Origin of the sequence: Saccharothrix sp. AJ9571, assembly GCF_021725495.1 — a bacterium.
GTDB lineage: Bacteria > Actinomycetota > Actinomycetes > Mycobacteriales > Pseudonocardiaceae > Amycolatopsis > Amycolatopsis magusensis.
Map to the genome: position 1 here is coordinate 7872512 of NZ_CP091382.1, position 22951 is coordinate 7895462.

Consider the following 22951-nt stretch of genomic DNA (forward strand, 5'->3'; position numbering starts at 1 on the left):
CGTCCATTCGGGTGCAGGGGTACCGGTATCTGGCGCAGCAGGAGTAACGTCACAGACCGTACCCCAGACCTCGGTGACGTGATTCACCCGCGATGATCGCGGGTGAATCACGAACCGAGGCTTTTTGTGTGACCGAAAGCGGATGCCGGCACTTCAGTGAGGCAGCGCGTGGTTCGCCCGAACCCAATCCCGCAGGCGCGCTGTGCCTGCGCGAGTCATCGCCACCAATGCGATTGCAGGAAATGAAAACATGAGAATCCAGCGAAGTCAGCTCCGCCGCGGGATCGTGGCCGCGCTCACCGGAACCCTGGCGGTCCCGTTCTTGTTGGCCGTCGCACCACCGGCCGCACAGGCCGCCGTCAACTGCGTCGTGAGCGCCGGAGTGGTCCAGACCGACACCACGGTGGTCGGCAGTCCCGGCAACGACACGATCGACTGCGGCGGCACGAACCCCGGCAAGACGATCCTCGGCAACGGCGGGAACGACACGATCACCGGCTCGCCCCTCGACGACACGGTCGACGGCGGCGACGGCAACGACACCATCACCGGCGGCACCGGCGCCGACAGCCTCACCGGCGGCCTGGGCATCGACTCGATCTCCGGCAGCGCGGGCAACGACACCCTCGCCGGCTCTTCCAGCGACGGCAGCCAGGACAGTCTCGACGGCGGCGACGGCATCGACACCTGCCAGGGACCCGCGCCCGACCCCGACATCCACGCCGGCTGCGAGAGCACGAGCACCCCGCCGATCTCCGGCCCGGGCTCGGGAATGGGAAACGCGACCGCGCTCTGCTACGCCACCGGTGGCGTGTTGTCCCTCACCGTGAACCCGGTCGGCTACGTCTGCGTCTTCAACCCCCTCAGCCCGGCCGACCGCCGGGTTCCGGAAGCCACCAAGATCTGCACCGGGGCCGGTGGAACATTCGTCAACCTCGTCCCGTTGAGCTACACCTGCCTCCTGCCGACTTCGACTGTTCACCATTCCACCAGCTGATCCAGTCACTCGTTTCGGGAAAGCACAATCGTTGAGAACGGCCGCGCCCGCAGAAAGGCGCGGCCGTTTCGACGCGCTGTGCTCATCGGGGGACATTCACCACGAACGGATTACGCCTGACTGCCGAGAGTCGGCGTATTACGGCCACTTCAGGAAGAAATCGGTCGCATTTCGGGGGAATTGAGTCGCATTAGGGTGGCTGTGCACCGTTTGTCTTCAAATCGGACGGTGGAGAGCGGAAGCTTCTCAGCCGAGGGTGTTGGTGATCCGGTGCCCTCTCAGCGGCACCGGGCAGTGACCCCAGACCTCGGTCACCACACCGCCCTGCGGGTTCCTGGCACCAGCCAGGACCCTCCCTACGGGTGGAGCATGACCATGAGAACGACAACACAGACCACGACAGCACGCCGGATCGGCCGGGCCGTCATCGGTTTCGGCACCGCCGCCGGGTTCGCACTGGTGGCGCCCGGCACGGCCAGTGCCCAGCCGCCCGGCTGCACCCAGACCGGCAACAACTTCGTCTGCACCGCCGGCATCGCCGCCGGGCAGACCCTCACCGGAACCGCCGTGGCCAACATCATCACCATCACCGGCGGCCCCGTCGCCGGAACCATCGACGCGCTCGGCGGCAACGACACGATCAACGTCACCGGCACGACCGGCGCAAACGGCCCGAACGGCGCCCCCGGAGCCCCCGGCACCGTGGGCACCCCGGCCGGCAGCGCGGGCGGCAACGGCGGCGTCGGCGGCACCGGCGGAACCGGTGTCGTCAGCACCGGGATCATCAACGGCGGAGCCGGAGCCGACACCGTGACCGTGACCGGTGGTCCAGGCGGGAACGGCGGAAACGGCGGCGCGGGCGGTATCGGGCTGGCCAGCGGCGCCGGTGGTGCCGGGGGCAACGGCGGCGTGGGCGGAGTCGGCGGAGTCGGTAACGCCGGTCTCGTCGACGGCGGCGACGGCGCCGACACCGTCACCACCTCCGGTGGCAAGGGCGGCAACGGCGGACTCGGCGGAACCGGTGCCGCCAGCGGCAACATGGCCGGTGGCGCGGGAGCCGGGGGCATCGGCGGGGCAGGCGGAGCCGGCGGTGTCGGCAACTCCGCGACCGTCAACGGCGGCACCACCGACGCCGCGGCTGACACGGTCACCGCCACCGGTGGTGCCGGTGGTCTGGGCGCGGCCGGTGGCCTGGGCGGCTGCGGTCACGGCGGCGGCGCGGGTGGCATCGGCGGGGCCGGTGGCGCCGGCGGGATCGGCAACTCCGGGACCATCAACGGCGGCGCGGGCCTGGACACCCTCCGGGCCAACGGTGGCCTCGGTGGCAACGGCGGACTCGGCGCCAAGGGCGGCAACGGCATGAGCGCGACCCAGCCCGGTGGCGCGGGTGGCGTCGGCGGTGCCGGTGGCGCGGGCGGCATCGCGAACACCGGAACCATCAACGGTGAAGCCGGCGCCGACGGCATCACCGCCGCCGGTGGCCAGGGCGGCAACGGCGGCGCGGGCGGCAACGGCGGAACCGGCTGCGCCGGCCCCGGTGGCGCCCGTGGCCTCGGCGGCGCCAGTGGCGCCGGTGGCCTCGGCAACACCGGAACCATCAACGGCGGTACCGGCGTGAACGTCATCTCCATCACCACCGGGAACAGCGGCGGCGTCGGCCCCAACGGCGTCGCCGGGGTCAACAACGGCGGCGTCTGCTCCTGCTGACCCGCAGTGGAATCGCCCGTGCCCCGCTTTTCCGGTCCTGGCCGGAAAAGCGGGGCACGGGTTCCGCGAGCACGTCAGGCTTCGCAGGCCACGTCCTTGGCTCGTGAACCTCCGGAATCGCTGCTTTCGAAATGACTCCCCGGGTAATGCCGGGGGAATTGGAACCGATCGGCGAAGACACGCCCGAGTTCACCGGCCGGTGCGTCGGCGAACCTGGGCCGCAGGCCGGCGGCGCGCGCGATGCTGGCGGCTTCGAGGCGGCTGTGCACCTTCAGTTTGTTGAACAGGTTGTGCGTGTGCGTCCGCACGGTGTTCACCGACAGGAACAACTCCGCCGCGATCTGGGGGCTTCGTTTGCCTTCGACCATGCCGAGCAGCACGTCGTGCTCGCGCGTGGTCAGCAGGTCGAGCGCAGACCCGGAATTGTGCGCTCGCAGGCTGTCGGCGCGCAGCTGGGGCAGCACCGACCCGAGCAGATCGGGGGGAAAGTGGGCTTCGCCGGCGCAGACGCCGTGCAGCACCGCGATGAGGTGGTCGGTGGAACTGTTCTTGTCGATCCACCCGACGGCGCCGCAGCGGGTGGCGACCACGACTTGGGCGGGGTCGCGGCTGCCGGTGAGCACGACGATGCGGGCTTGGGGCGCGGCGGCCGCGAGGCAGCCGAGCAGCCGGCCGGCGGCGGACCCCGCCGCCTCGATGTCGACGGCGATCACGTGCGGCTGCGCGCGGGCCGCGTTCTCGGCGAGGTGGGGGTCCGTGGTGGCGCTGCGGCCCGTCACCAGCAGCCCGTTCCCGGACAGTTTGGCCGACAGTACCTCGGCCAGCAGCTCCTGGTCGTCAGCGAGGAAGACCCGCATCGGCTCCCTTCGGCGGTGGACGACCGGAGCAGCACGATGTCCGTTGCCCGAAAGGGTTTCGACTGCCGGTCGAAGGGGAGTTCCGGTCGATCCGGAAGAACGCATGACTGCCCGCCGCTCGTTTTCTGAGGTGGCACGACCGCCGGGGGCCGGGGCGGCAGACAACACGAACCTGACCAGGTCCGCCGTGAGAGGGGTTCCACACTCGCATCACCGGTGCGCAGAACGCAAATCGGCCTCAGCCGACGCGCCCACCGGCCTCGCTGTCACTACACGATCAGGTGAACAAGGTGCTCCGTCGCCGGCGAGGCGACGCAGCCACCGCCGCATGGTGGTGCCCCAGCGGGTGGGCCCGCTGGGGCTGGTGGTGGGTTGGCTCAGCCGGTGCAGTGGGGCACCGCGGGGGTGCTCCCGGCGCAGTTGCCGGGGGTGTTGGCGGTGATGGGTGTGTTGTTGGTGGTCATGGTGCCGTTGGCGCGGTAGATCCCGCCCGCGGGCAGTACGGAGTGGTTCACCGTGACCGCGGTCTGGGTGAGGGTGGTCGCGGTCGAGTCGACCGCGGCGATCCCGCCGCCTTGGGCCGCGCTGTTGGCGCTGATGAGCATCGGACCGCCGGTGACTCCCGAGGTGGTCAGGGTGGCGCGCAGGCCGTTGTAGATGCCGCCGCCCTGGAGCCCGGCGGTGTTGCCGAGGACGTCGCTTCGGGTGAACGTCGCGGCGGGGGCGGTGCCCGAGGGGGTGTCGGCGTTGGCGAGGCCACCACCGGCGAGGGTGGCTTGGTTGCCGCTCAGACTGCTACCGGTGAGCGTCACGGCGCCGCGGTTGAGGATGGCGCCGCCGTTGCCGGCCGCGCTGCCGTTGGTGAAGGCGACCGACGTGGTCAAGGTGAGACTTCCGGTGGGGCCGACTTCGGCGATCCGGAAGGGCAGCAGCGCGGTACGCGTGATGGTCGCCGGGCCGAGCAGTTCGATCGGCGTGGTGATCACCGGCAATCCGTTGGCGGGTCCGCCGTGCGGGGACGTCAGCGCGTAGGTACAGCCCCCGGCCAAGGTCAGGGTATCGCTGTTCACCGTGGAGTTGGCCAGGTTGACCGCGGCGATGAGCGCGTTTTCCCCGCAGGCCACCGGAATGGTGGTCGCCTGCGCCACGGGGGCCAGCACGACCATTCCCGCGCTCAGCGCGGTGGCACCGACGACGGCCCGCACCGCACCGCGGGTTCTTCGCACCACGGCTTCTTTCCTGGGAACGGCGATCATCCGATGCATCCGGGAACGGGTGAAGGGCTGCCGGTGCAGTTGGTCGCGGTGTTGGCGGTCACCGTGGAGGTGTTGAGCGTGGCCGACCCGGCCAGGTAGTAGATCCCGCCGGGGTTCACCGTGGCGGCGTTGGAGTTGACCACGCTGCTGGTGAGGGTGAGTGTCCCGTTGAGACTCGCGATTCCCGCGCCCTGGCCGGCGGTGTTGCCGTTGACCGTGCTGCTGGTGAACGTGGCCGCCGCCGGTGTACCGGTGCTGTAGAGGGCTCCGCCCTGACCGTTGGCGGTGTTGCCGGACAACGCGCCGCCGGTGAGGGTCACCGAGCCGAAGCTGAGGATGCCGCCGCCGTTGTCCTGGCCCGCGGTGGCCGCGTGACCGTTGCTGACGGTGACCGCTTTGAGCGTGATACCGCCGGTGGGCGCCACCTGGGCGATGCGGAAAGCGGCCGCGGCCGGGGCCCGGGTGATGGTGTTGGCGTTGCCCTCGAAGGTGATGGGCGTGGTGATGACCGGAAGACCGGCCGGGCCGTGCACGCCGTCGTCGCCGTGGGCCGCGGTCAGGGTGTAGGTGCAGCCCGGGGTCAGCGTCACGGTGCCACCACCGGCGGCGTTGGCCGCGGTGACCGCGGTGACCAGCGCCGCCTCGGTGCAGGCGACGGATTCGGCACGGGCCTGCGCCGTCAGGGGCAGGAGAACAGCTGAACCGGCAGCCAGAACGACGGCGCCGACAAGGGTGGGAATGGTGCGATTGTGTCGCATGTGGACTTTCCTGGATCCGAGACCGATGGTGGAGGAGCAAGAAACGCTCGAACGTCCCGCAAGAGTGCGGTCACCGGCGGTCGATATACAACCACCCCGGACCCTACACGGCACGGCGGGGAATAGACAGCACGGCCGATTTCTGCACTAGTGCTCATTGCCGGATTCCGGCGGCGTAAATGCGAATCGCCGGCGAATTCGACAGGCGAACCACCGATAACACCTACTCAGCACCACGCATACCATCGAAGTGCGACGGATCACCGCCCTCCCGCTTGACCTTGCAGTAACCACAGGGCCGATTCTTGACCCATGATTCCCATCAGCGAGTTCGGCCACCTGAGTCATCTGCCACCGCAGACACTGCGCTTCTACCACTCGGAGGGCCTTCTCGTGCCCGCCGAGGTCGACGAGCGGACCGGCTATCGTTCGTACACCTTCGACCAGCTCGAACGGGCCATGCTGATCACCGTCCTGCGTGGCACGGGCATGAGCGTCAAGCAGGTCCGCCGCGCTCTGGACGAGCCCGACCAGGCCGCCGGGCTGTTGCGGCAGCACGTCGCGGAGATCCAGCGCGTCCGGCAGGCGCAGGACGAGGCGATCAGGGACGGCCTGGAGTTCCTGACTTCGGAACCCCAGGCGCGTCGACGTCACGTCCCCGAAATGACCGTGGTTTCGACGCTCGTGCCCGGCCCGGCAGCCGAATACCAGCGGTACGACTGGGAGGCGGCCGACACCGCCACGGCCGCCTCCGTCGCGAGCGTGACCAGGGCGGTGGAGTCGTGCGGAGCCACCGTGTCCGGAACCCCGTGGCGGACGTGGGCCATCGAGACTCCGGGGCAGAAGGAGCGGAGCGTCACCCTGGAGGGGCCGCACTGGCTGGTCAAGGTTCCTGTCACGGGCGACGAGGAGGCACTCGCGGAACTGCCGGGGAACTTCGAGGTGCAGACCTTCGGCGCACGAGAAGAACTGTCCATCTTCATCCCGGGCAGGAGTTCGATGGCCAAGTTCGGCACCGCGTTCTCGCGCTTGGTCACCCACCGGCTCGACGCCGCTTTCCTCGACATTTCCAGCATGCGTCAGGTGCTCCACGACGACGGTGTCGAAACCAGCACGGCGATCCGCGCGCTCGACGGGAGCGACGCTGCGCCGTGATCCGGGTCGGCTGGATCCACGGCCTCACCCTGCCCACACACCGGCCGGGTTACCGGTGAGCCGCGAGTGCCTGCGCCTGACCGGCGCGCTCGACGATCCCGCGCAGCCCGCGCTGTTCCCCGCACTTCGCTGACCGCACTCGTCTGGCCGGCATCACCATTCCCCTGACGAACGTTCAGGAATTGCCGTCGCTCTCTCGGCCGATGCGGGAACGAGCGAGGGCCGGCCTGGTTCCGGTCACTCACGAGTGTGGCCCGGTGAAATAACCACCGTCGGCACCATGGCCATTGTCTCTGACGGGGCTTTCCCGCCTTCCGGACACGGACATCCCGCGACGGCGGCCTGGGAATGCGTCATCTCTCCCACTGGAATCCCTTGCAGAGCAGGAGATCCAGCGATCGTCCGTTCCTCAACTGTTGGCACGACGGACTACTTCACGCCGCAGTATGAGCCCCTGAACTCCGACTGGTTCCCCCCGGACACGGTTTGCGAAAGGCCGTCAGCGAAATGGGGGATCGGACGCGAAGAAAACACGACTTCGCACCTGGTACACGAAAGCGGGAAGAAGGCGTCGCCCTCTTCCGTCCGGCGATCCGCGCGCTCACTCTGGATCACGGCCCGTAACTGCGGGCATCTTGCGAATCCGACGATGCAGAAGGGTATGTTCGACTATGTCTGTTCTGGAAATGCAGAACGAGCACGGTACCGATGTGTTCGACCTCGACGTCATGGAGGTCAGGACGACGGAGTCGCCGGACGCGGCAGCCGCCACGTGGTATCCCACTTGCGCGAGTTGCTCCACGTGGCGGTGCACCGGCTGCGGCTGCACGATCGCCAACTGCTGAGCCGTACGGGCACGGGTGCGGTCCGGACGGGCTCACCCGTGCCCGCCCGCGGTACCGGACTACCGGGACCACCGGATTCCGGCCTTCGACACCGAGGTGGATCACGTGGATGACCAATTGCTGTGGCGCTGCGCGCCGGTGGCACTCGTGCGTGCCCCGGTTCACCCGGCGAAGCGGGCGCCTGAAATCCGATTCGGGCCGGAGGTCGAGGACGGTGCCGCCGGCGCCCGGCGACTGTCGCGGTACGTCCGCGAGTGTGTGGCCGATCCCCTGGTGCGGGAAGCGGTCGCCGTCTCCAGCCCCGCGCTGCTGGACCGCGTGGAGGCGCTGGACGGATCGAGCGAGCGCCCTCCGGACCGCGCCGCGACGCAGCGCATGGCGCGGGCACTCACCGCGTACCGCCTGCGCATGGCCACTCGCGCCACTCCCTTCGGTTTGATGGCCGGCGTCGCCGTCGCGGAATTCGCCGCTGATCCAGCGGATGCGAAGGTGCGTTTCGGCACCGACCACCGGCGGGCCGTCCGGCCGGACCTCGGCTGGTTGCTCGGCCTGGTGGTCGAGTGGGAAAAGCGTCTCGAGGTGCTCCGGCGCCTGCGGGTGACGGTCAACACCCTGTGTGCCGTCCGTGGTGGCCGGGTGGTGTTGCCCTACGTGCCGATCCTGGCCGGGGTGGTGGGCGGGGAGAACGTCGACGAGGTCAGCGTCCGGCACACCCCGGTGGTCCGGACGGCGCTGCGGCTCGCCGGTGTTCCGACGCCCTTCGCCGAGGTGGAGGCAGCCCTGCGCGAGGCCTTCCCCGGAAATCCCGGCGCCCTCGGCAAACTGCTGCTCCGCCTGGTGGAGTGCGACATCCTGCTCACCGGGCTACGCCCTCCGCTGGATGCACCCGATCCGCTGGACCACATCCTGGGCAGTGACCTCGACCCGACCGTGCTGCCCGAACTGGCCGAACTGCGCGCGATCCGCGCGGAGTTGGACGCCTACGCGGACACTCCGCTCGGCGACGGGCACGCGACGTTGCGGGCGGCGGGCGCACGCATGCGCGCCTTGCGGAAGGCCGACCACGTGGTGCAGGTCGACCTCGCCCTGGACGCGGAGGTCCGGCTGCCCCAGGCGGTCGCCGAGGAGGCCGAACGCGCCGCGGACCTGCTGTGGCGGCTCAGCCCCGGCACCACCGAACAAAGCGCGCTGAGCGGCTACCACGCCGATTTCGTCGAACGGTACGGGCTGGCCAGGGCGGTACCGGTCAAGCAGCTGCTCGACCCCGAACTCGGCCTGGGCGCGCCCGCCGGTTACCGGCTGCCGCGCACCGGCCGCCACTCCCCGCCGATCGCGCCCCCGGACACCGGACGCCGCGACCGCGTGCTGGCCACCCTGGCCCACTGCGCCGGGCGCACCGGTGCCGGCGAGGTGGTGCTGACCGACGCCCCGGACGACCCGGTGACGAGCTTGCTGGCCCCGCGGGACGACTCGGCTCCGGTGTCCGCGGAACTCTTCGCCCACCTGGTGGCCACCGATCTGCCCGCGCTGCAGGCGGGACGATTCCACCTGGTGGTCTCAGCGGTCTCCGGTGTCGCGGGGGCGGCGATGGGCCGGTTCACCCACCTGCTGCCCGAAGCGGCGAGCGCGACGCTGCGGGAGTCGATCGGCTCGGCGGAGGTGCGCGGAGCGGATGTCCTCGGCGCCCAGATCAGCTTCCAGCCCGTGGTCGGACGCAGCGCCAACGTCGCCCAGGTCCCTCGGCTGGTGGACCACCAGCTCCCGGTGGGCACCTTCGCCGACCGCGGGGAAGCCGGCGTCCTCGACGTGGAGCGACTGGCCGTCCGCGCGGATCGCACCCGCCTCTTCCTGGTCGACACCGGCACGGGCCGCCGGGTCGCGCCCAGCATCCTCCACATGCTCAATCCCGGCACCCAGGCACCGAACCTGGCCCGGTTCCTCCACGAGATCCAGGCCAGTGGCCGCCGCCCATGGGGAGGGTGGGACTGGGGCGCGGCGGAGGCCCTGCCGTACCTGCCGCGGGTCCGCTACGGACGCAGTGTGCTCAGCCGCGCCAGGTGGCGCCCGGACGACGGGGTGCGCGACCAGCGCGAGCCGTTCCACCGGTGGGCCGACGCGGTGCGGCGGTGGCGGGATCGCCTGGCGGTTCCCGACGCGGTCCGCGTCGCCGTCGTGGACCATTGCCTCGATCTCGACCTGACCGATGTGCTGCACCTGCACGTTCTGCGGCACGCGCTGCGGGAAGAGACCGACGCGGTGGTCTACGAATCGCTTCCCGGCGAGGGCACGGGCTGGCTGGCCGGGCCGGAAGGCGGGCACCACAACGAGATCGTCTTCCCCCTGGTGCGCCGCTCCCCCGCGCCCCCTGTGCCCGCGGGGGAAGCGGCAGCCCACGAACGGTTCCGCATCCCGCCGCCCCGCCCGGCCCACGCCGAGCACCTTCCCGGAGGGCACTGGGCGGCCGCGGCGCTCTACTGCTCCCCCGCGGTGCAGAACGAGGTGCTGAGCAGGTGGCTGCCCCACCTGCTCGCCGCGCTGCCCGCCGGGGTCGATCGCTGGTTCTACCTGCGCTACCGCGACGATCGGGGCCCGCACCTGCGGTTGCGCTTCCACGGTGAACCCCAGCTGCTCGGTGGCGGCTTCCTGCCGCTGCTGCACGACTGGGCAGCCGGGTTGCGCGCGCAGGGTCTGGCAGGCCGGCTCGCACTGGACACCTACGACCCCGAACTCGAGCGATACGGCGGTCCGGAAGCCATGGAAGCGGCCGAGCGGGCTTTCCACGCCGACAGCGTGGCCGCGGTGGAGCAGGTACGGCTGCTGCATTCCGGTGAGCTCGCCGTGGACCCGGTGTTGCTCGCGGCCGCCAACGTCATCGACCTGCTCCGCGCGTTCTGGACGCCGGACGGGCCGGATGGTCTCGAAGCCGCTGACGAGCAGCGGCCGTGGGAGGAATGGCTGCTGCGGGCGGTGCCCAAGGAACTGGCGCGTCAGTCGTTCCAGCGCCGCCGGCGCGAGGCGATCGACCTGCTCGATCCGGACGGGGTGTGGACCGCTTTGGAGCAGCTGGCCGGGGGCTCGGCTGTGCGAGCCGCCTGGGCGGGACGGGCCGCGGCGGTGGCCGGCTACGGCCGGGTCCTGCACGCGCCCGGACCGCGGGCGTGGGCCGCGCCGCCGGAGGTCCTGCTGTCCCTGTTCCACATGCACCACAACCGGCTCATCGGCAGCGACGAGGATTCGGAGAAGGCCGTGCACGCACTCGCCCGCGGTGTGGTGCAGGCACGCCGGGACCGCCGGAGGCACGCCCGATGAGCGCCCCCAGCGAGGTGACCGCGTCCCGCGTGGGCACCGATCCCGCGGAGCTGCGGGAACGGGCGGCACGTGTCGTGGCCGAAACGGCGGCGCGGCTGCGCGACCCGGCGCACGTGGTGTCCGCCGCGACCGCCACGGACAACGTCGAATCCGTGCCCGGCTCACCCGAGCCGGCGGCACCACCGTGGTCGGCGCTGTCCTTGGGCGAAGGCCACCCCGGGGTGGTGCTGCTGTTCGCGGAACTGGGCCACAGCCGGGACGAGTACCGCACGGCCGCCCACGCCCACCTGCGGGAGGCAGCACGCGAACTGGTCGGCAGCCCTCGTGACGGGCTCTACCACGGCCTGCCCGCACTGGCCTTCGCCCTCAGCGCGGCCCGCCGCTCGCCAGGGGACTACCGGGCGCTCGCGGCGAAGCTCGACGAGCACGTGGAACAGCACATCCGGCAGCGGCTGGAGGCCGAGCACGAGCGCCTGGACGCCGACCGAGCCGGATGGGGCATGAACGCCTATGACGTGATCGGCGGCTTGACCGGCCTCGGGCGGTACCTGCTCACCCGCCGGCCACCCCGGGAGGGGCTGCTGAGCGAACTGGCGCGGTACCTGGTGCGCCTCACCGAGCCGGTGCGGGTCCACGGGCACCCCGTGCCCGGCTGGTGGGTGCCCGGGTCCCCGACCATGGGCGACGAGCCGGGGTACTCCCGCGGCCACGCCAACGTCGGTCTCGCGCACGGTGTCTGCGGCCCACTCGCCCTGCTCTGCCTGCTCGAGCGAGAAGGCATCAGCGTGCCGGGGCAGGGCGAAGCCATCCACCGGATCGCCGGCTGGCTGCTGGCCCGGCGCACGGACCGGGGCTGGCCCACGACCGTGTCCTTCGACGAACTCACCGCCCCGGCCCGCGGCTCGTCCGCACCGGTGCGAACGGCCTGGTGCTACGGAACCCCGGGCGTCGCCGCCTGCCTTCAGCTGGCCGGTGACGTCGCCGGCCGCGTTGACTGGCAGCGCACCGCACGGCAGGCGCTGCACACCGAACTCGCCGCTCCGGCGGACATCACCGACGCGACGCTGTGCCACGGATGGGCCGGGCTGCTGCACACCACCTGGCGCCTGGCGCACACCACGGGCGACGAACGCCTGGCAGGCCACCTGCCGTTCCTGGCCTCGCGGGTCCTCGACGCCTACGAGCCGGACGCCCGGTTCGGGTTCCGCTACCTCAGCGCGGGCATCCACCAGGCCCCCCACCGCGCCGGCTTCCTGGACGGGGCCGCCGGTATCGCCCTCGCCCTGCACACCTACGCGACGGACACCCCGCCGTCGACCGGCTGGGACAGCGCGCTCCTGCTGAGCTGACCCACCCGCCGCGACGCCCAACACCGGAAAGGTGCCAGTGATGCAGGCGAACACCAGCCACTCCGACGCCGATGTGGCGATCCGCACCCGCGGACTGGCCAAGGTCTACCGGACCACCCCCGTGGTGGACCACATAGACCTGACCGTGCCCCACGGGCAGACCTTCGGCTTCCTCGGTCCCAACGGCGCGGGGAAGTCCACCCTCATCTCGATGCTGTGCACCCTCGCCGCGCCCTCGGCGGGCCAGGCCAGCGTCGCGGGCGCCGACGTCGTCTCCCGGCCGGCCGCGGTCCGGCGGCGGATCGGCCTGGTGTTCCAGGAACGCACCGTGGACAACGAACTCACCGCCAGGGAGAACCTGCTGTTGCACGCCGATCTCTACGGTGTTCCCCGTCTCCGGCGGAAGTCCCGGGTCGACTCCCTGCTGGAACTGGTCGATCTGGCCGAACGCGGCAACGATCTCGTACAAGGCTTCTCCGGTGGCATGAAACGCCGCCTGGAGATCGCCAGGGGGATGCTGCACCAGCCACAGGTGCTCTTCCTCGACGAACCCACGCTCGGGCTGGATCCGCGCAGCCGCGCGGAAACGTGGGAGCACCTGCGGCGCCTGCGTGAGCTCCACGGCATGACGGTCTTCGTCACCACGCACTACCTCGACGAGGCGGAGCACTGCGACCGCATCGCCATCATCGACCGCGGGCGCATCGTCGCCGACGGCACGCCACCGGGGCTCAAGTCCGCGATCGCCGCCGACCGCGTCGAACTCCACACCGCCGACGACCACCAGGCCAAAGCCGCCCTGCGGGAAGGGTTCGCCCAGCACGAGACCGCCGACCTGCCAGGGGGCGGGCTGGTGATCAGCATGCCCGACGCGGCGGCGCAGGTGCCGCGGTTGTGCGCCGAACTGGGAGTGCGCGTGTTCTCGGTGACCGTCACGCGCCCGACCCTGGACGACGTCTTCCTGCGGCACACCGGCCAATCCCTGCGCACAGAGGAGGAAACGACCGCATGACCACCTCCCTGACCGGCACCGCCGCCGCCCGGGTACGGGCAGAACCCGAAACGAGGGACAGGGGCTTGCGCACCTACACCCGCGGGGTGCGCGTGCTGTGGCGCCGCGAAATGCTGCACTTCCTGCGCGACCGCACCGGGAGCCTGCTGTCCCTGCTGCAGCCGCTGCTGTTCCTGCTCTGCCTCGGCCCCGGCCTCGCGGCCTTCACCGGCGCTCCCCCGGGCGGCGCCGGGCAGGGCGGCGACTACCTGCTGTTCCTGTTCCCCGGGGTGCTGGTGATGGCCATCCAAAGCCCGGCCATCACCGGCGGCATGGCGATCATGCGCGACCGGCAGACCGGGTTCCTGCGCGAGGTCATCGTCGCTCCCGTACCCCGCAGCGCCCTGCTCGTCGGCCAGTGCCTGGGTGGCACGACGGTCGCTACCTGCCAGGCGGTGGTACTGCTACTCCTCACCGCGGGCTTCGCGGGAATCCCCTACCACCCCCTGCTGCTGGGCGCACTCACCGTGGAACTGGCGCTCACCGCGCTCGCCGTGACCACGCTCAGCGCGGCGCTGGCCGTGACACTGCGCCGCCCACAGACCTTCCAGGCCATCCTGGGCATTCTGTCGATGCCCATGTTCCTGCTCTCCGGCGCCATGTTCCCCCTGTCTTCACTGCCCGGATGGGCGAGCTGGCCCGCGCTCCTCAACCCCCTCGCCTACGGTGTCGACGCCCTGCGCGGCACCATCAGCGCACTGCTGCCCACGGCCACGACCGGATCCCCTGTTCTCCACGCCGGCTCACCACTGCTGGTGGATCTCGCGGGCCTGGCCGCGATGAGCGCGCTGTTCCTGTTCGCGGGCAGCCGCCGTTTCGCCCGGATCGAATCCTGACTCCGTGATCACCACCGTTGTTCCGGGAAATGCCCAGCCAATTTCGCAATGGAGGAAAACGATGAACGCAGCACACCGGAACCTCGGCACCGGACGCCGGAACTTCCGGAAAGGCACCACCGTGGCGGCACTCGGTGTCGTCGGAGTGCTGGCCGGAAGCCTGCTCGCCGGGCCGTCCGCCCAGGCCACCCGGCAGGGTTCACTGCCGACGGCAGGCACCGAAATCAAGGCCGAAATAATTGTCGATAAAGCACGGATGACCATCCAGGGCGAACAGGTCGAGACGAACTTCAGCGGCGAGTCCACGGTACGAGTCGAAACCAATTCGGCCGACCCGGCGAACTCGGTGAAACTGAAAGCGGTCAGCCACCGGCTGACCGCCGACCTGCCGAACGGCGGCACGGTCACCATCGAGCACCACGGCGACGACGCGAACCCTCAGAGCGTGCTGAAGATGACCGGCACGCTTCCGCCGAAGTACGAGCAGGCCATGGTGCTGAACCTCGAAGTGACCATCGACCAGCCGGGGAACCGGATCGACCAACCGCTGGTGCTGGTCACCAAGGAGCCGATGAAGCTCAGCGGAACCCCGGCCAAGTTCCCGCCCGACGGCGATCTCCTGCAACTGCAGGACCCGATCACCCTGATCCGGCCGGACGATCCGGCCACCACGATCGCCACCATCGACCAATTCCCCGTCAAGGTGACGGGGTTGTAAGGAGCCCGGACCACCATCCGATCGAACCGGTGAGGCTCATGTCCAGCACCGCGCCCGCGCCGTCGACGCGGAGTTGGTCATGAGTCTTCCCCACGCGAGCGATAAACTATGACGCTGTCCGATGGACGGGGCACACCCATCGACGGCGGAATCCGTGGTTGAGGCGCCGGCTGTCACTCTCTACGGTGAAGTTGCGACTGTGCCCCTGCCCCGCTCACAGCCAGCTGGAGTAGTACCGTGCCCGACCCCGCCAACCCCACGGCTTCGCAACTGCGCACCTCCGTGTCGGCTCCCTCGGCCGGAGTGGTGCTGCTCGCGGTGACCGGCGCCGTCGACGTCCTCACCGACACCCAGTTCGCCACCGCACTGGACCAGGCATGGGCGCAGTCACCGGACCTCGTGCTCCTCGACCTCGCGGGCGTTCCGTTCCTGGGCAGCAGCGGGCTGTCCCAGCTCGTCGAAGCACACCGCCAGGCTCAAAGCAGCAACGCGCGCCTCGCGATCTGCGCTCCTTCACGCCCCGTGCGACGAGCCATCGAAGTGACCGCGCTGGACCGGATACTGGCTCTCTACCCTTCCACCACAGCCGCCCTCGAAGACCTGACCTGAGCGCTCCGCGCTTCCCTCGACGGCCGGCCGCTGGACGTCCTGGGAAACCGGGTTCCCGAGGTAGCAGCCAGTGCTCGGCAGGTTTAGGAAATGAGCCGAATGGGTTTCCCGGGGGTGACGTGGTTCAAACCGGCAGCCACGCCCTCAGGACACGGCTGAAATCGCTGGGTCAGGTCGGCATGCCAGGCAGGACGACCTCCCGCCACTGGAGCACGCTCATGAACTCCACCACCACGATCCCGCTCAACCCGCTGACCACCGCGTCGGTGACCACCACCACCGCGGCGACCAGGATCGCCATCACCGGCGAACTCGACTGGAGCTGCACCGCCCGCCTACGGCAATGTCTGCACCAGGAACTCCGGCTCCTGCCACGAGCCCTGATCATCGACCTCGCCGCAGTGACCTTCTGCTCCGCCCACAGCATCCGCGCACTCGTCGACACCGCCCTGCACGCACGCACCGCCGACATCCCCTACCTCATCCCCCGCCGCTCCCCAGCCGTCCAACGGCTCATCGAACTACTCAAGCTGGAACCGATCCTGCCCCTCCACGGCCCGGTCTCCGAGTCACCGCGGGAGTGCCCGCTCCACTTCGGACATGAAGACCATCGCGCCTGATCACGTCGCCTGCTCCGGATGCGCGGCGGTGTCGGGGATGATGCGCGAAAATGGTTCTTGTCAGGGCTGCCGGCTCAGTGGTTGCCGGCTGGAGGTGGCAAGTGGTGGACGGGCAGTGCCAGGATCGGCTGTGGCGGCTGGTCACCGAGCGAGCGGACCTTCGCACGGCGGCTTCCGGCTGGGCCGGGGTGGCCTGCGCGGTCGCCGCCGAGCACCTCGAGATCGACGCGGCGGCGATCACCGTGCGCGGCGCCACCTCGCAGGACCTCATCGCGGCCAGTGACGCTTGGGCGGAGTCACTGGAGGAAGCGCAGTACACCGTGGGCGAGGGCCCGGGAGTCGCGGCCTTCGCCACCGGGGAACCGGTGCTGGTCACCGATCTGCGGGCCGAGCAGGCCCGCTGGCCCGGTCTCGCCGACGAAGTGGCGTCCCTCGCAGTGGGCTCGGCGTTCGCGTTCCCGTTGCAGACCGGGGCGATCCGGATGGGCACCCTCACCCTGTACCGCCGACGCCCCGGCCCGCTCGGCCCCGGCGGGATCCGCGACGCCGCCACGCTGGCGGAGATAGCCACCACCGCACTGGCCGCCGAGAGCCGCAGCGGTGACGCCCCGCTGTGGACGCGGGAGGACGCCCCAGGCTTCTACGACGAGGTCAACATCGCGACCGGGTTGCTGGCCGCCGAGCTCCGGATCAGCATGAAAGACGCTCTGCTGCGGTTACGCGCGCACGCCTTCAGCGCGCACCTGCCGCTGACCGAGGTCGCGCGCGCCGTGCTCAACCGGCAACTCCGCCTCGACTCCCCGGCGGAGTGACTCCTGCTCACGGCCCTACTGACGAGTTGGTCCGGCACCGGGCAGGGCGAGATACACTCCGGGCTGTGCCCCAGCGAGGACGACCATGACCGCGCCCGATCCCCAAGCCGACAAGGGCGCGGAAACATCCCGAGGATCGTCGCTGTCGTTGTTGCGGGAGGTCGCCGCGGTCGCGGCTCAGGCGAGTGTGCTGCGCGAGGTGCTCGCCGAATGGCTGAGCACCCTCGGCGTGTCCGACAGGCTGGCCGATGACATCCGGCTCGCCGTGTACGAGGCCATGGCCAACGTGGTCGAACACGCCTACCCCGCCCGCGAGGACGGGACCATGACGCTGGCCGCGCACCTGGAGCCCGGATTCCTCACCATCGTGGTGAGCGACACCGGTCACTGGCGTGAGGGACCGGCACGTCCCTCCGGCGGCCGTGGCCTGCCGATGATCCGCGCTGTGGTGCCCGAAGCGGCGGTCACCAGCACCCCGACCGGGACCACCGTGCGCATGGTGTGGCCCTGGGTGGCCTCCTGATCCCCGGCGTGGGCCTGCCTGTGCCCGGCCGCACCGCGGGCTGCTCCCCTGCCCGCTAAAGGCTGAGGGGTGCGGGACCTCCTGCGCGTCGCGCAGCGCTTCCTGCTTCATCCTGTCGGTGGCGGCGGTTTCGCGGTCGACCTCGGCCTGCTCGAGGGCTGCCCGGTAGGTACTCGCCCGAAGGTACCTCTCGGTGCGCGCCAGGCTCTGCCGCGCACGGTCCAACGTGGCTTGCGCGAGTTCGATCTGCTCGGCACTGCGGGCGACGCGTCGCCGGCTGTGCTCGTCCAACCGCCGCTGACGGTCCACCAGTGCTTCTTCGCGGGTATCGGCGACCGACTCCCGTTCATCCGCGAGCCGCTCGCGGTCATCCTCGGCTTCTTCCCGCCGATCCGCCAACTGCTCCCGTTCATCGGCTGCCCGGTCCCGCTGATCGGCCTTGAGATCACGTTCAGCGAGTCCCGCTTCCCTGCCGGTCAACGCGCGGTCGTGGCCTCCAGCCGCCTGCTACCGCCGAGCACCCGGCTTCTTCTCGCCACCGGACATGACGCGCACCGCCGTTCTCGGGCACAGGACCTTCTGGCCACCCCAGCACACGTTAGCAAGCCAGGACGTTCGTGCCGGGGTAGTCCGGCCCCGGCTGACCTGCACCTTCGCCAGGTCAGACAGCCGCACTCCAGCTGCGGAGGAAATCTATGCCGGGCGGGGTAGACATTCGCCGCCGGGTGTGTGTAGTGTTCTGCTCGTACGGAGAGAGACAACGTCAAGTGGCGCGGGAGAGGACGTAACTACCCGCGATATGAGACAGGACGGTCACGCGAGGGGGAACCCAGGCAGGATCGGGATTCCGGCCGTGACCGGGAGCAGTATCCGGGGCCACGCAGTGAAGACGGAAGTAACCGGTCCCGGTCGAGTAGTGCAAGACGCGGACGGAGCAACAGCGTCCGTGGAAGTGCAGTGATGGCGATACCCGTAGTTCGCAGTATGCAGTGAAGTACGCAATACGAAGTGAAGTTCGCAGTTTTGCAGTATGAAGTGAAGTTCGCAGTATGAAGTGAAGACGGCCGGGTGTGCCGAAGCCGAGCAGGATTTTGTGGCTGCGGCGCACCGGGCCTGCGGCACCACGCGTGCTGGGGCCGATCTCGGTAAGGGGTTCTGGCCGGTGGTGATCGCGACAGCAGTGCAAGGCAAGGAAGAAACACCGGATAGAAGGGAAAGGGCGCATCATTGGATCGCCCGCCGCGGCTGTGCAGCAGGGCCGCGCGGGTACCGCAGTCCCATCGGATTGGCAGGTGGTTCTCGGTTACGAATCAGCGATCCCCGCACAACCGGTCTCACGGCTGGGCTCCGCGGGTGTAATTCACCGGCCGTCGGGCCGGTTGACAATGGTGAACTCTCGACCCCTGGAACCCCGGGTGCCGTGTCGGCACCCGGGGTTCTTCGTGATGTGGAGGTGGAATGATCCCTGACCAACAAGACCCGGCGACGACCGGCAAGTTCGATGACGAGCACTACCCGGCCTACACCATGGGGCGGGCCGCCGACATGCTCGGCACCAGCCAGAATTTCCTGCGCAGCCTGGACGGAGCTCGGCCTGATCGAACCCCAGCGCTCCGCCGGTGGGCATCGCCGCTATTCCCGCCACCAGTTGCGCATCGCCGCGCGGGTGCGGGAACTGGTCGATCAGGGCACCGCCGTCGACGCGGCGTGCCGCATCGTCTCCCTAGAAGACCAGCTTCACCAAGCCCAGCACCGCGACGTCGGACGACAACTCCAACACTGAGAACGTGGGGTGTACCGCCGGGCACCGGTGGTACACCCGCGACGGCCGATCTCCACCGCACTCGGCGCCGTCGGTGGTGTCGGCCTCTTCACGTCGATGGTGCTTCGCCGTCGATGCGGACCGAGGCGAGCAGGTTCCGGGCCAGCTGGTTGACCTTGATCTGGCTGTGCTGGGACTGCTTGACCATCTGCGCGAAGGCTTCGTCGGCGCTGTACCCGTGCAGCGCCATCAGAATGCCCTTGGCCTGGTCGATCTCGGCCCGTGAGGTGAGCGCGGTTTCCAACCCGGTGGTCTTCTCCCGTGACTGCTGCCAGCGGCGTGCGTTGATGATCGCGGCCGCGGCTGCGGCGGTGTACAGGCGCAACAACCCCTCATCGAAGGGATCGAACGCCGCGGCGGTGCGACTGTAGATGTTGAGCGAGCCGACCAGTTCCCCGCCGTCTTCGGCACCCACCAGCAAGGGCGCGGACAACGTGGCACGGATCCCCGCCTCCTCGGCAGCGGCGGCGAACTCCGGCCACTGCCGGTGGCACGCGCTCACCACCGTCCGCACGGTCCGGTGCGTCCGCGCGGCCTCCAAGCAGGGACCACGACTCCCGGCATACTGCCCGGCGTCGATGTCGACCAGCCGCCGATCGGTCCACGCCGCCGTGCGGGGTTCCTCCCCGGTCAGCACGGTGATCGTCGCCCCATCGGCGCCGGGCAGCGCGCGGGCGGCCGTCGCCCCGACCCGGCCCAGAACGTCATCCAGCGGCTCCTCGGCAGCCGCGATCTCCTGCAGGACGAGAACAGCTTCCGTGGTGGCGTCCAACCGCGCCAGCGGATCCGGCCGTTCCACGATCACGGGCACTACCTTTCACTCCTCGCGCACGGGAACGCCACTCCCGGCACCCCTCAACGGACCCGACCGGCAAGGCCGGCCCGGGGCCTGGCGACCTCAGTACAGACATACCCCACACGCCGCCCCACCACGCGACCTGTGATCACCGACATGCTGAAACCTCTCGACGTCGGACCAGGAGTTCAGCCGTCGAGGTTGCCGAGTTGCTCTTGCACGCGTTCGGCGTCGGTGTCGCGTCCTTGCCCTCGGTACAGCGCCACTGCCTCCCGCCAGACCTCGCGCGCCTGTTCGTGTTGTCCGAGTGCGGCGTGGGAGTGGCCCGCGCCCTCGAGCGTGCCCGCGACCTCGTAGGCGTCGCCGAGGGCGCGACGCAGAGCGAGGGCCTGTTGGTACCGGTCGACGGCCAGGCGGTGGTCGCCGGTGCGGTGGGCGATGAACCCGAGGCTGTCCAGGGTGGCCGCCTCGCCGGTGGCGTTGCGAAGCTCCCGGTGCAGGGCGAGTGCGGCGCGGCAGTGGTCGCGGGCGGTGTCGAAGTCGCCCAGGCGCGCGGAGTACCAGCCCACCCCGTTGAGCATGTCGGCTTCCCACGTCGCATGGTCGAGGGTGCGGTAGAGATCGAGGGCCTGCCGGGCGTGGTCCAGGCCCCGCCGGTCGTCCCCCCGCCGTTCCCAGGTTGTCGCGAGCGCCTGGTGGGTGTGTGCCTGCTGGGTGCGATCGTGGTGGTGCACGGCCAGGGAGAGGGCCTGGTCCAGGTGGGCGGCGGCTTCCTCGTGCACGCCCAGCCGGGAGTAGGCGCGGCCGAGGTGCCGGTGAGCGCGGATACGGGTGGCGGGGTCGGGCAGGCCGCCCGCGGCGCCCAGTGCGGCCCGCCACGTGGCGAGCGCGTCGTGCCGGTGCCCGCGCCGGAGGTGGAAGGTGTCCAGTGCCCTGGCGAGGTGCCAGACGACGTGGTGACGGCCGAGGGCGACCGCGGTGCGCTGGGTGGCGAGGAGCGTGGCGTGCTCGGCCTCCAACCACACCATCGCGGCCGCGGCGTCGGGCAACGAGTGCGGCTGGACGCCGGGCGCGGGCGGATCGGCGGGCAACAGCTGGCGTTGGGGTTCCAGGAGGCGGTCGGCGGCGTGGGCGGTGTGCAGGTGGAAGTCCATCACCCGCACCAGGGCCGCGTCCCGCACGTCGCCGGGCAGGTCGTGGGCGGTGGCGGCGGCGTAGTCGCGGACCAGGTCGTGCATCACGTAGCGGCCGTGCGGCCGCCGTTGGATCAGCGACGCCTCCTCCAGCGCGGTCATCGCCTTGCGGGCGAGGGCTGGACTCAGGGTGGTGAGGGAGACCACGGCGGGCAGGGTGGTGTCGGGACCGGGGGCCACACCGAGCAGCCCGAACAGGGTGCGCTGGGTTTCGGTGAGGTGGCGCAGCGACCAGGACAGGACGGTGGGCAGGCTGGCGGCCGGGTCGGCGAAGTCCAGGGCGTCCAGGCCGAGGTCGCGCAGTTCGCCGACGAGGTCTTCCAGCAGCTCGGGCTGGTCGCGGATGCGGGCGGCGATCAGGCCGAGCGCCAGCGGGAAGCCGCCGCACAGGCCGATCAGCTCGGTGAGCGCCCGCTCGGCACCGGTGCCGGCGCGGGTGTCGCCGAGCGCGGTGTCGAGCAGGACGCGGGCTTCGGTGTCGGCGAGCACGTCGAGGTGGACGGGGCGGGCGCTGTGGCGGGCGATGAGACCGCGGAGCCGATCGCGGCTGGTGATCAGGACGGTGCAGGTGGTGCCACCGGGCAGCAGGGGCACCACCTGGTCGGGAGCGGCGGCGTTGTCCAGCAGGATGAGCATCCGCTTGCCGGTGGTGTGGGTGCGGTAGAGCGCGACGCGGGCGTCGAGGTCCGTGGGCTGGTGGTCGCGGTCGACGCCGAGTGCGGCGAGGAAATCGGCCAGCGCGTCGGCGGGATGCCGGGGCTCACCGGAGCTGAAACCGCGCAGGTCCACCGCGAGCTGCCCGTCGGGGAACCGGTGCAGGTTGCGGTGGGCCCAGGTCAGGGCGAGCCACGTCTTGCCGATGCCGCCGGTACCGCCGATCGCGGAGATCACCGCCGTCGCCCCCGTGTCGTGGCCGCCGTCCCACCCCGGGGAACCGGCGGCGGCGAGAACCCGGTCGAGCGCGGCGAACTCCTCGGCACGGCCGACGAATTCCGCCGGGGCGGACCCGAGCTGGCGCGGGACGGGCTCGCCCGGCGCGATACCCGGCAACGCCCGGTTTTCGGCGAGTACGGCGTGATCGGGGTGGTACGGGTGGTCGGGCAGGGCGATCCAGGCCAGGTCCCGGTGCTCCTTCACCGTCACCTCGACCGGGCGGAACGTCGCCGCGTCCACCGTGGCGCAGTGCCGCACGACCTCGTCGAAGACCAGCCGGGACACGATCATCGCCACCACCCCGGGCGAGTCCGCCAGAGCCTTCTTCAACGGAGCCGCGTCGAGCAGGCGGAACCCGGTGGTCAGCGCGGTGGAGGTGACCCCGTGCTCGTCGAAGGCGACTTCACCGGCGTGCACCGCCAGCCGCAACCGGGCTCGTGCGGCGTCAGGGCCGGCGTTGTTGTGCTCGCGCACCGCACGCGCCAGCGCCTCGGGCAGCACCTCCACCAACGGTGCCTTCGGATGCTCTGGTGGAACCAGCACGAACACGCTGTCGCCCCGGTCCTCGTGGTAGCAGTCGTCCCACGGCACCCCGGCCGCCGCCAGCGCTGCACCGACCACCGCGTACAGCGCCGCGCGGGTACCGAGCTGGTGGGGCAGGGTCCGTACCGGAGCGCCGAAGCCCTCCACGTCGACCAGGACCATCGTGCGGTGAACCGCGTGCCGCCTCATGCCACCCCTCCGCCCGGTGGAGACCGCGTGGTGCGCCGATGAACCGCAGTTCTACGACCAGCACCGGCGGACT

General features: G+C 70.5%; 18 protein-coding genes and 1 pseudogene. 14 read left to right on the top strand and 5 right to left on the bottom strand.

Going from position 1 to position 22951, the window contains the following annotated elements; genetic code table 11:
- Nucleotides 1-250 precede the first annotated feature (250 nt).
- Both L3Q67_RS35440 and L3Q67_RS35445 read left to right on the top strand, forming a co-directional pair.
- Nucleotides 251-997 (top strand): calcium-binding protein, encoded by a 747-nt coding sequence (locus tag L3Q67_RS35440; protein ID WP_499185771.1) that lies wholly within the window; start codon nucleotides 251-253, stop codon nucleotides 995-997.
- Between the two features lie 375 nt (nucleotides 998-1372).
- The gene (locus tag L3Q67_RS35445) at nucleotides 1373-2704 is read left to right on the top strand and encodes a hypothetical protein (RefSeq protein ID WP_499185772.1); all 1332 of its coding nucleotides are present in this window, start codon (nucleotides 1373-1375) and stop codon (nucleotides 2702-2704) included.
- A gap of 74 nt (nucleotides 2705-2778) precedes the next feature.
- Here L3Q67_RS35445 and L3Q67_RS35450 read toward each other — a convergent pair whose 3' ends face one another.
- From L3Q67_RS35450 to L3Q67_RS35460, 3 genes are all read right to left on the bottom strand, one after another.
- Complete coding sequence (locus L3Q67_RS35450) at nucleotides 2779-3561, bottom strand: response regulator transcription factor (RefSeq protein WP_499185773.1); 783 nt, start codon at nucleotides 3559-3561, stop codon at nucleotides 2779-2781.
- 377 nt (nucleotides 3562-3938) lie between these two features.
- Nucleotides 3939-4787, bottom strand: coding sequence for a hypothetical protein (locus L3Q67_RS35455; protein WP_499185774.1), 849 nt, complete (start codon nucleotides 4785-4787; stop codon nucleotides 3939-3941).
- A 26-nt stretch (nucleotides 4788-4813) separates the two neighbouring features.
- Nucleotides 4814-5575 (bottom strand): hypothetical protein, encoded by a 762-nt coding sequence (locus tag L3Q67_RS35460; RefSeq protein WP_499185775.1) that lies wholly within the window; start codon nucleotides 5573-5575, stop codon nucleotides 4814-4816.
- Nucleotides 5576-5887: 312 nt separating this feature from the next.
- Here L3Q67_RS35460 and L3Q67_RS35465 point away from each other — a divergent pair, with 312 nt between their 5' ends.
- The 12 genes and pseudogenes from L3Q67_RS35465 (at nucleotide 5888) to L3Q67_RS35520 (ending at nucleotide 19185) form a co-directional block, all read left to right on the top strand.
- Nucleotides 5888-6730 carry a MerR family transcriptional regulator gene (locus tag L3Q67_RS35465; protein ID WP_499185776.1) on the top strand — a complete coding sequence of 281 codons (843 nt, stop codon included), beginning with the start codon at nucleotides 5888-5890 and terminating at the stop codon, nucleotides 6728-6730.
- A gap of 950 nt (nucleotides 6731-7680) precedes the next feature.
- A complete protein-coding gene (locus tag L3Q67_RS35470) occupies nucleotides 7681-10884 on the top strand; it encodes a lantibiotic dehydratase (protein ID WP_499185777.1) in 3204 nt (1067 codons plus the stop codon).
- Nucleotides 10881-12233 (top strand): lanthionine synthetase C family protein, encoded by a 1353-nt coding sequence (locus L3Q67_RS35475; RefSeq protein WP_499185778.1) that lies wholly within the window; start codon nucleotides 10881-10883, stop codon nucleotides 12231-12233. The genes L3Q67_RS35470 and L3Q67_RS35475 overlap by 4 nt, the downstream gene beginning before the upstream one ends.
- 40 nt (nucleotides 12234-12273) lie before the next feature.
- A complete protein-coding gene (locus L3Q67_RS35480) occupies nucleotides 12274-13245 on the top strand; it encodes a DrrA family ABC transporter ATP-binding protein (protein ID WP_499185779.1) in 972 nt (323 codons plus the stop codon).
- Nucleotides 13242-14120: an ABC transporter permease gene (locus L3Q67_RS35485; RefSeq protein WP_499185780.1), complete on the top strand. Its 879-nt coding sequence runs from the start codon at nucleotides 13242-13244 to the stop codon at nucleotides 14118-14120. The genes L3Q67_RS35480 and L3Q67_RS35485 overlap by 4 nt, the downstream gene beginning before the upstream one ends.
- 61 nt (nucleotides 14121-14181) lie before the next feature.
- The gene (locus tag L3Q67_RS35490) at nucleotides 14182-14838 is read left to right on the top strand and encodes a hypothetical protein (protein WP_499185781.1); all 657 of its coding nucleotides are present in this window, start codon (nucleotides 14182-14184) and stop codon (nucleotides 14836-14838) included.
- Between the two features lie 237 nt (nucleotides 14839-15075).
- Nucleotides 15076-15447, top strand: coding sequence for an STAS domain-containing protein (locus L3Q67_RS35495; RefSeq protein ID WP_499185782.1), 372 nt, complete (start codon nucleotides 15076-15078; stop codon nucleotides 15445-15447).
- Between the two features lie 218 nt (nucleotides 15448-15665).
- Complete coding sequence (locus tag L3Q67_RS35500) at nucleotides 15666-16067, top strand: STAS domain-containing protein (protein WP_499185783.1); 402 nt, start codon at nucleotides 15666-15668, stop codon at nucleotides 16065-16067.
- 104 nt (nucleotides 16068-16171) lie between these two features.
- Nucleotides 16172-16879, top strand: coding sequence for a GAF and ANTAR domain-containing protein (locus L3Q67_RS35505; protein ID WP_499185784.1), 708 nt, complete (start codon nucleotides 16172-16174; stop codon nucleotides 16877-16879).
- Nucleotides 16880-16964: 85 nt separating this feature from the next.
- Nucleotides 16965-17402 carry an ATP-binding protein gene (locus L3Q67_RS35510; protein ID WP_499185785.1) on the top strand — a complete coding sequence of 146 codons (438 nt, stop codon included), beginning with the start codon at nucleotides 16965-16967 and terminating at the stop codon, nucleotides 17400-17402.
- A 69-nt stretch (nucleotides 17403-17471) separates the two neighbouring features.
- Complete coding sequence (locus L3Q67_RS35515) at nucleotides 17472-18113, top strand: hypothetical protein (protein WP_499185786.1); 642 nt, start codon at nucleotides 17472-17474, stop codon at nucleotides 18111-18113.
- A 747-nt stretch (nucleotides 18114-18860) separates the two neighbouring features.
- Nucleotides 18861-19185, top strand: a pseudogene (locus L3Q67_RS35520) (helix-turn-helix domain-containing protein).
- An 88-nt stretch (nucleotides 19186-19273) separates the two neighbouring features.
- Here the strand turns inward: L3Q67_RS35520 and L3Q67_RS35525 are convergent.
- Nucleotides 19274-20029, bottom strand: coding sequence for a GAF and ANTAR domain-containing protein (locus L3Q67_RS35525; RefSeq protein WP_499185787.1), 756 nt, complete (start codon nucleotides 20027-20029; stop codon nucleotides 19274-19276).
- Between the two features lie 179 nt (nucleotides 20030-20208).
- Nucleotides 20209-22878, bottom strand: coding sequence for an ATP-binding protein (locus L3Q67_RS35530; protein ID WP_499185788.1), 2670 nt, complete (start codon nucleotides 22876-22878; stop codon nucleotides 20209-20211).
- Nucleotides 22879-22951 lie beyond the last annotated feature (73 nt).

Bases quoted from the DNA above. Each gene is read 5' to 3' on its own strand.
- L3Q67_RS35440 (WP_499185771.1), top strand. From the start codon at position 251: ATGAGAATCCAGCGAAGTCAGCTCCGCCGCGGGATCGTGGCCGCGCTC.
- L3Q67_RS35445 (WP_499185772.1), top strand. From the start codon at position 1,373: ATGAGAACGACAACACAGACCACGACAGCACGCCGGATCGGCCGGGCC.
- L3Q67_RS35450 (WP_499185773.1), bottom strand. From the start codon at position 3,561: ATGCGGGTCTTCCTCGCTGACGACCAGGAGCTGCTGGCCGAGGTACTG.
- L3Q67_RS35460 (WP_499185775.1), bottom strand. From the start codon at position 5,575: ATGCGACACAATCGCACCATTCCCACCCTTGTCGGCGCCGTCGTTCTG.
- L3Q67_RS35465 (WP_499185776.1), top strand. From the start codon at position 5,888: ATGATTCCCATCAGCGAGTTCGGCCACCTGAGTCATCTGCCACCGCAG.
- L3Q67_RS35475 (WP_499185778.1), top strand. From the start codon at position 10,881: ATGAGCGCCCCCAGCGAGGTGACCGCGTCCCGCGTGGGCACCGATCCC.
- L3Q67_RS35480 (WP_499185779.1), top strand. From the start codon at position 12,274: ATGCAGGCGAACACCAGCCACTCCGACGCCGATGTGGCGATCCGCACC.
- L3Q67_RS35485 (WP_499185780.1), top strand. From the start codon at position 13,242: ATGACCACCTCCCTGACCGGCACCGCCGCCGCCCGGGTACGGGCAGAA.
- L3Q67_RS35490 (WP_499185781.1), top strand. From the start codon at position 14,182: ATGAACGCAGCACACCGGAACCTCGGCACCGGACGCCGGAACTTCCGG.
- L3Q67_RS35500 (WP_499185783.1), top strand. From the start codon at position 15,666: ATGAACTCCACCACCACGATCCCGCTCAACCCGCTGACCACCGCGTCG.
- L3Q67_RS35510 (WP_499185785.1), top strand. From the start codon at position 16,965: ATGACCGCGCCCGATCCCCAAGCCGACAAGGGCGCGGAAACATCCCGA.
- L3Q67_RS35530 (WP_499185788.1), bottom strand. From the start codon at position 22,878: ATGAGGCGGCACGCGGTTCACCGCACGATGGTCCTGGTCGACGTGGAG.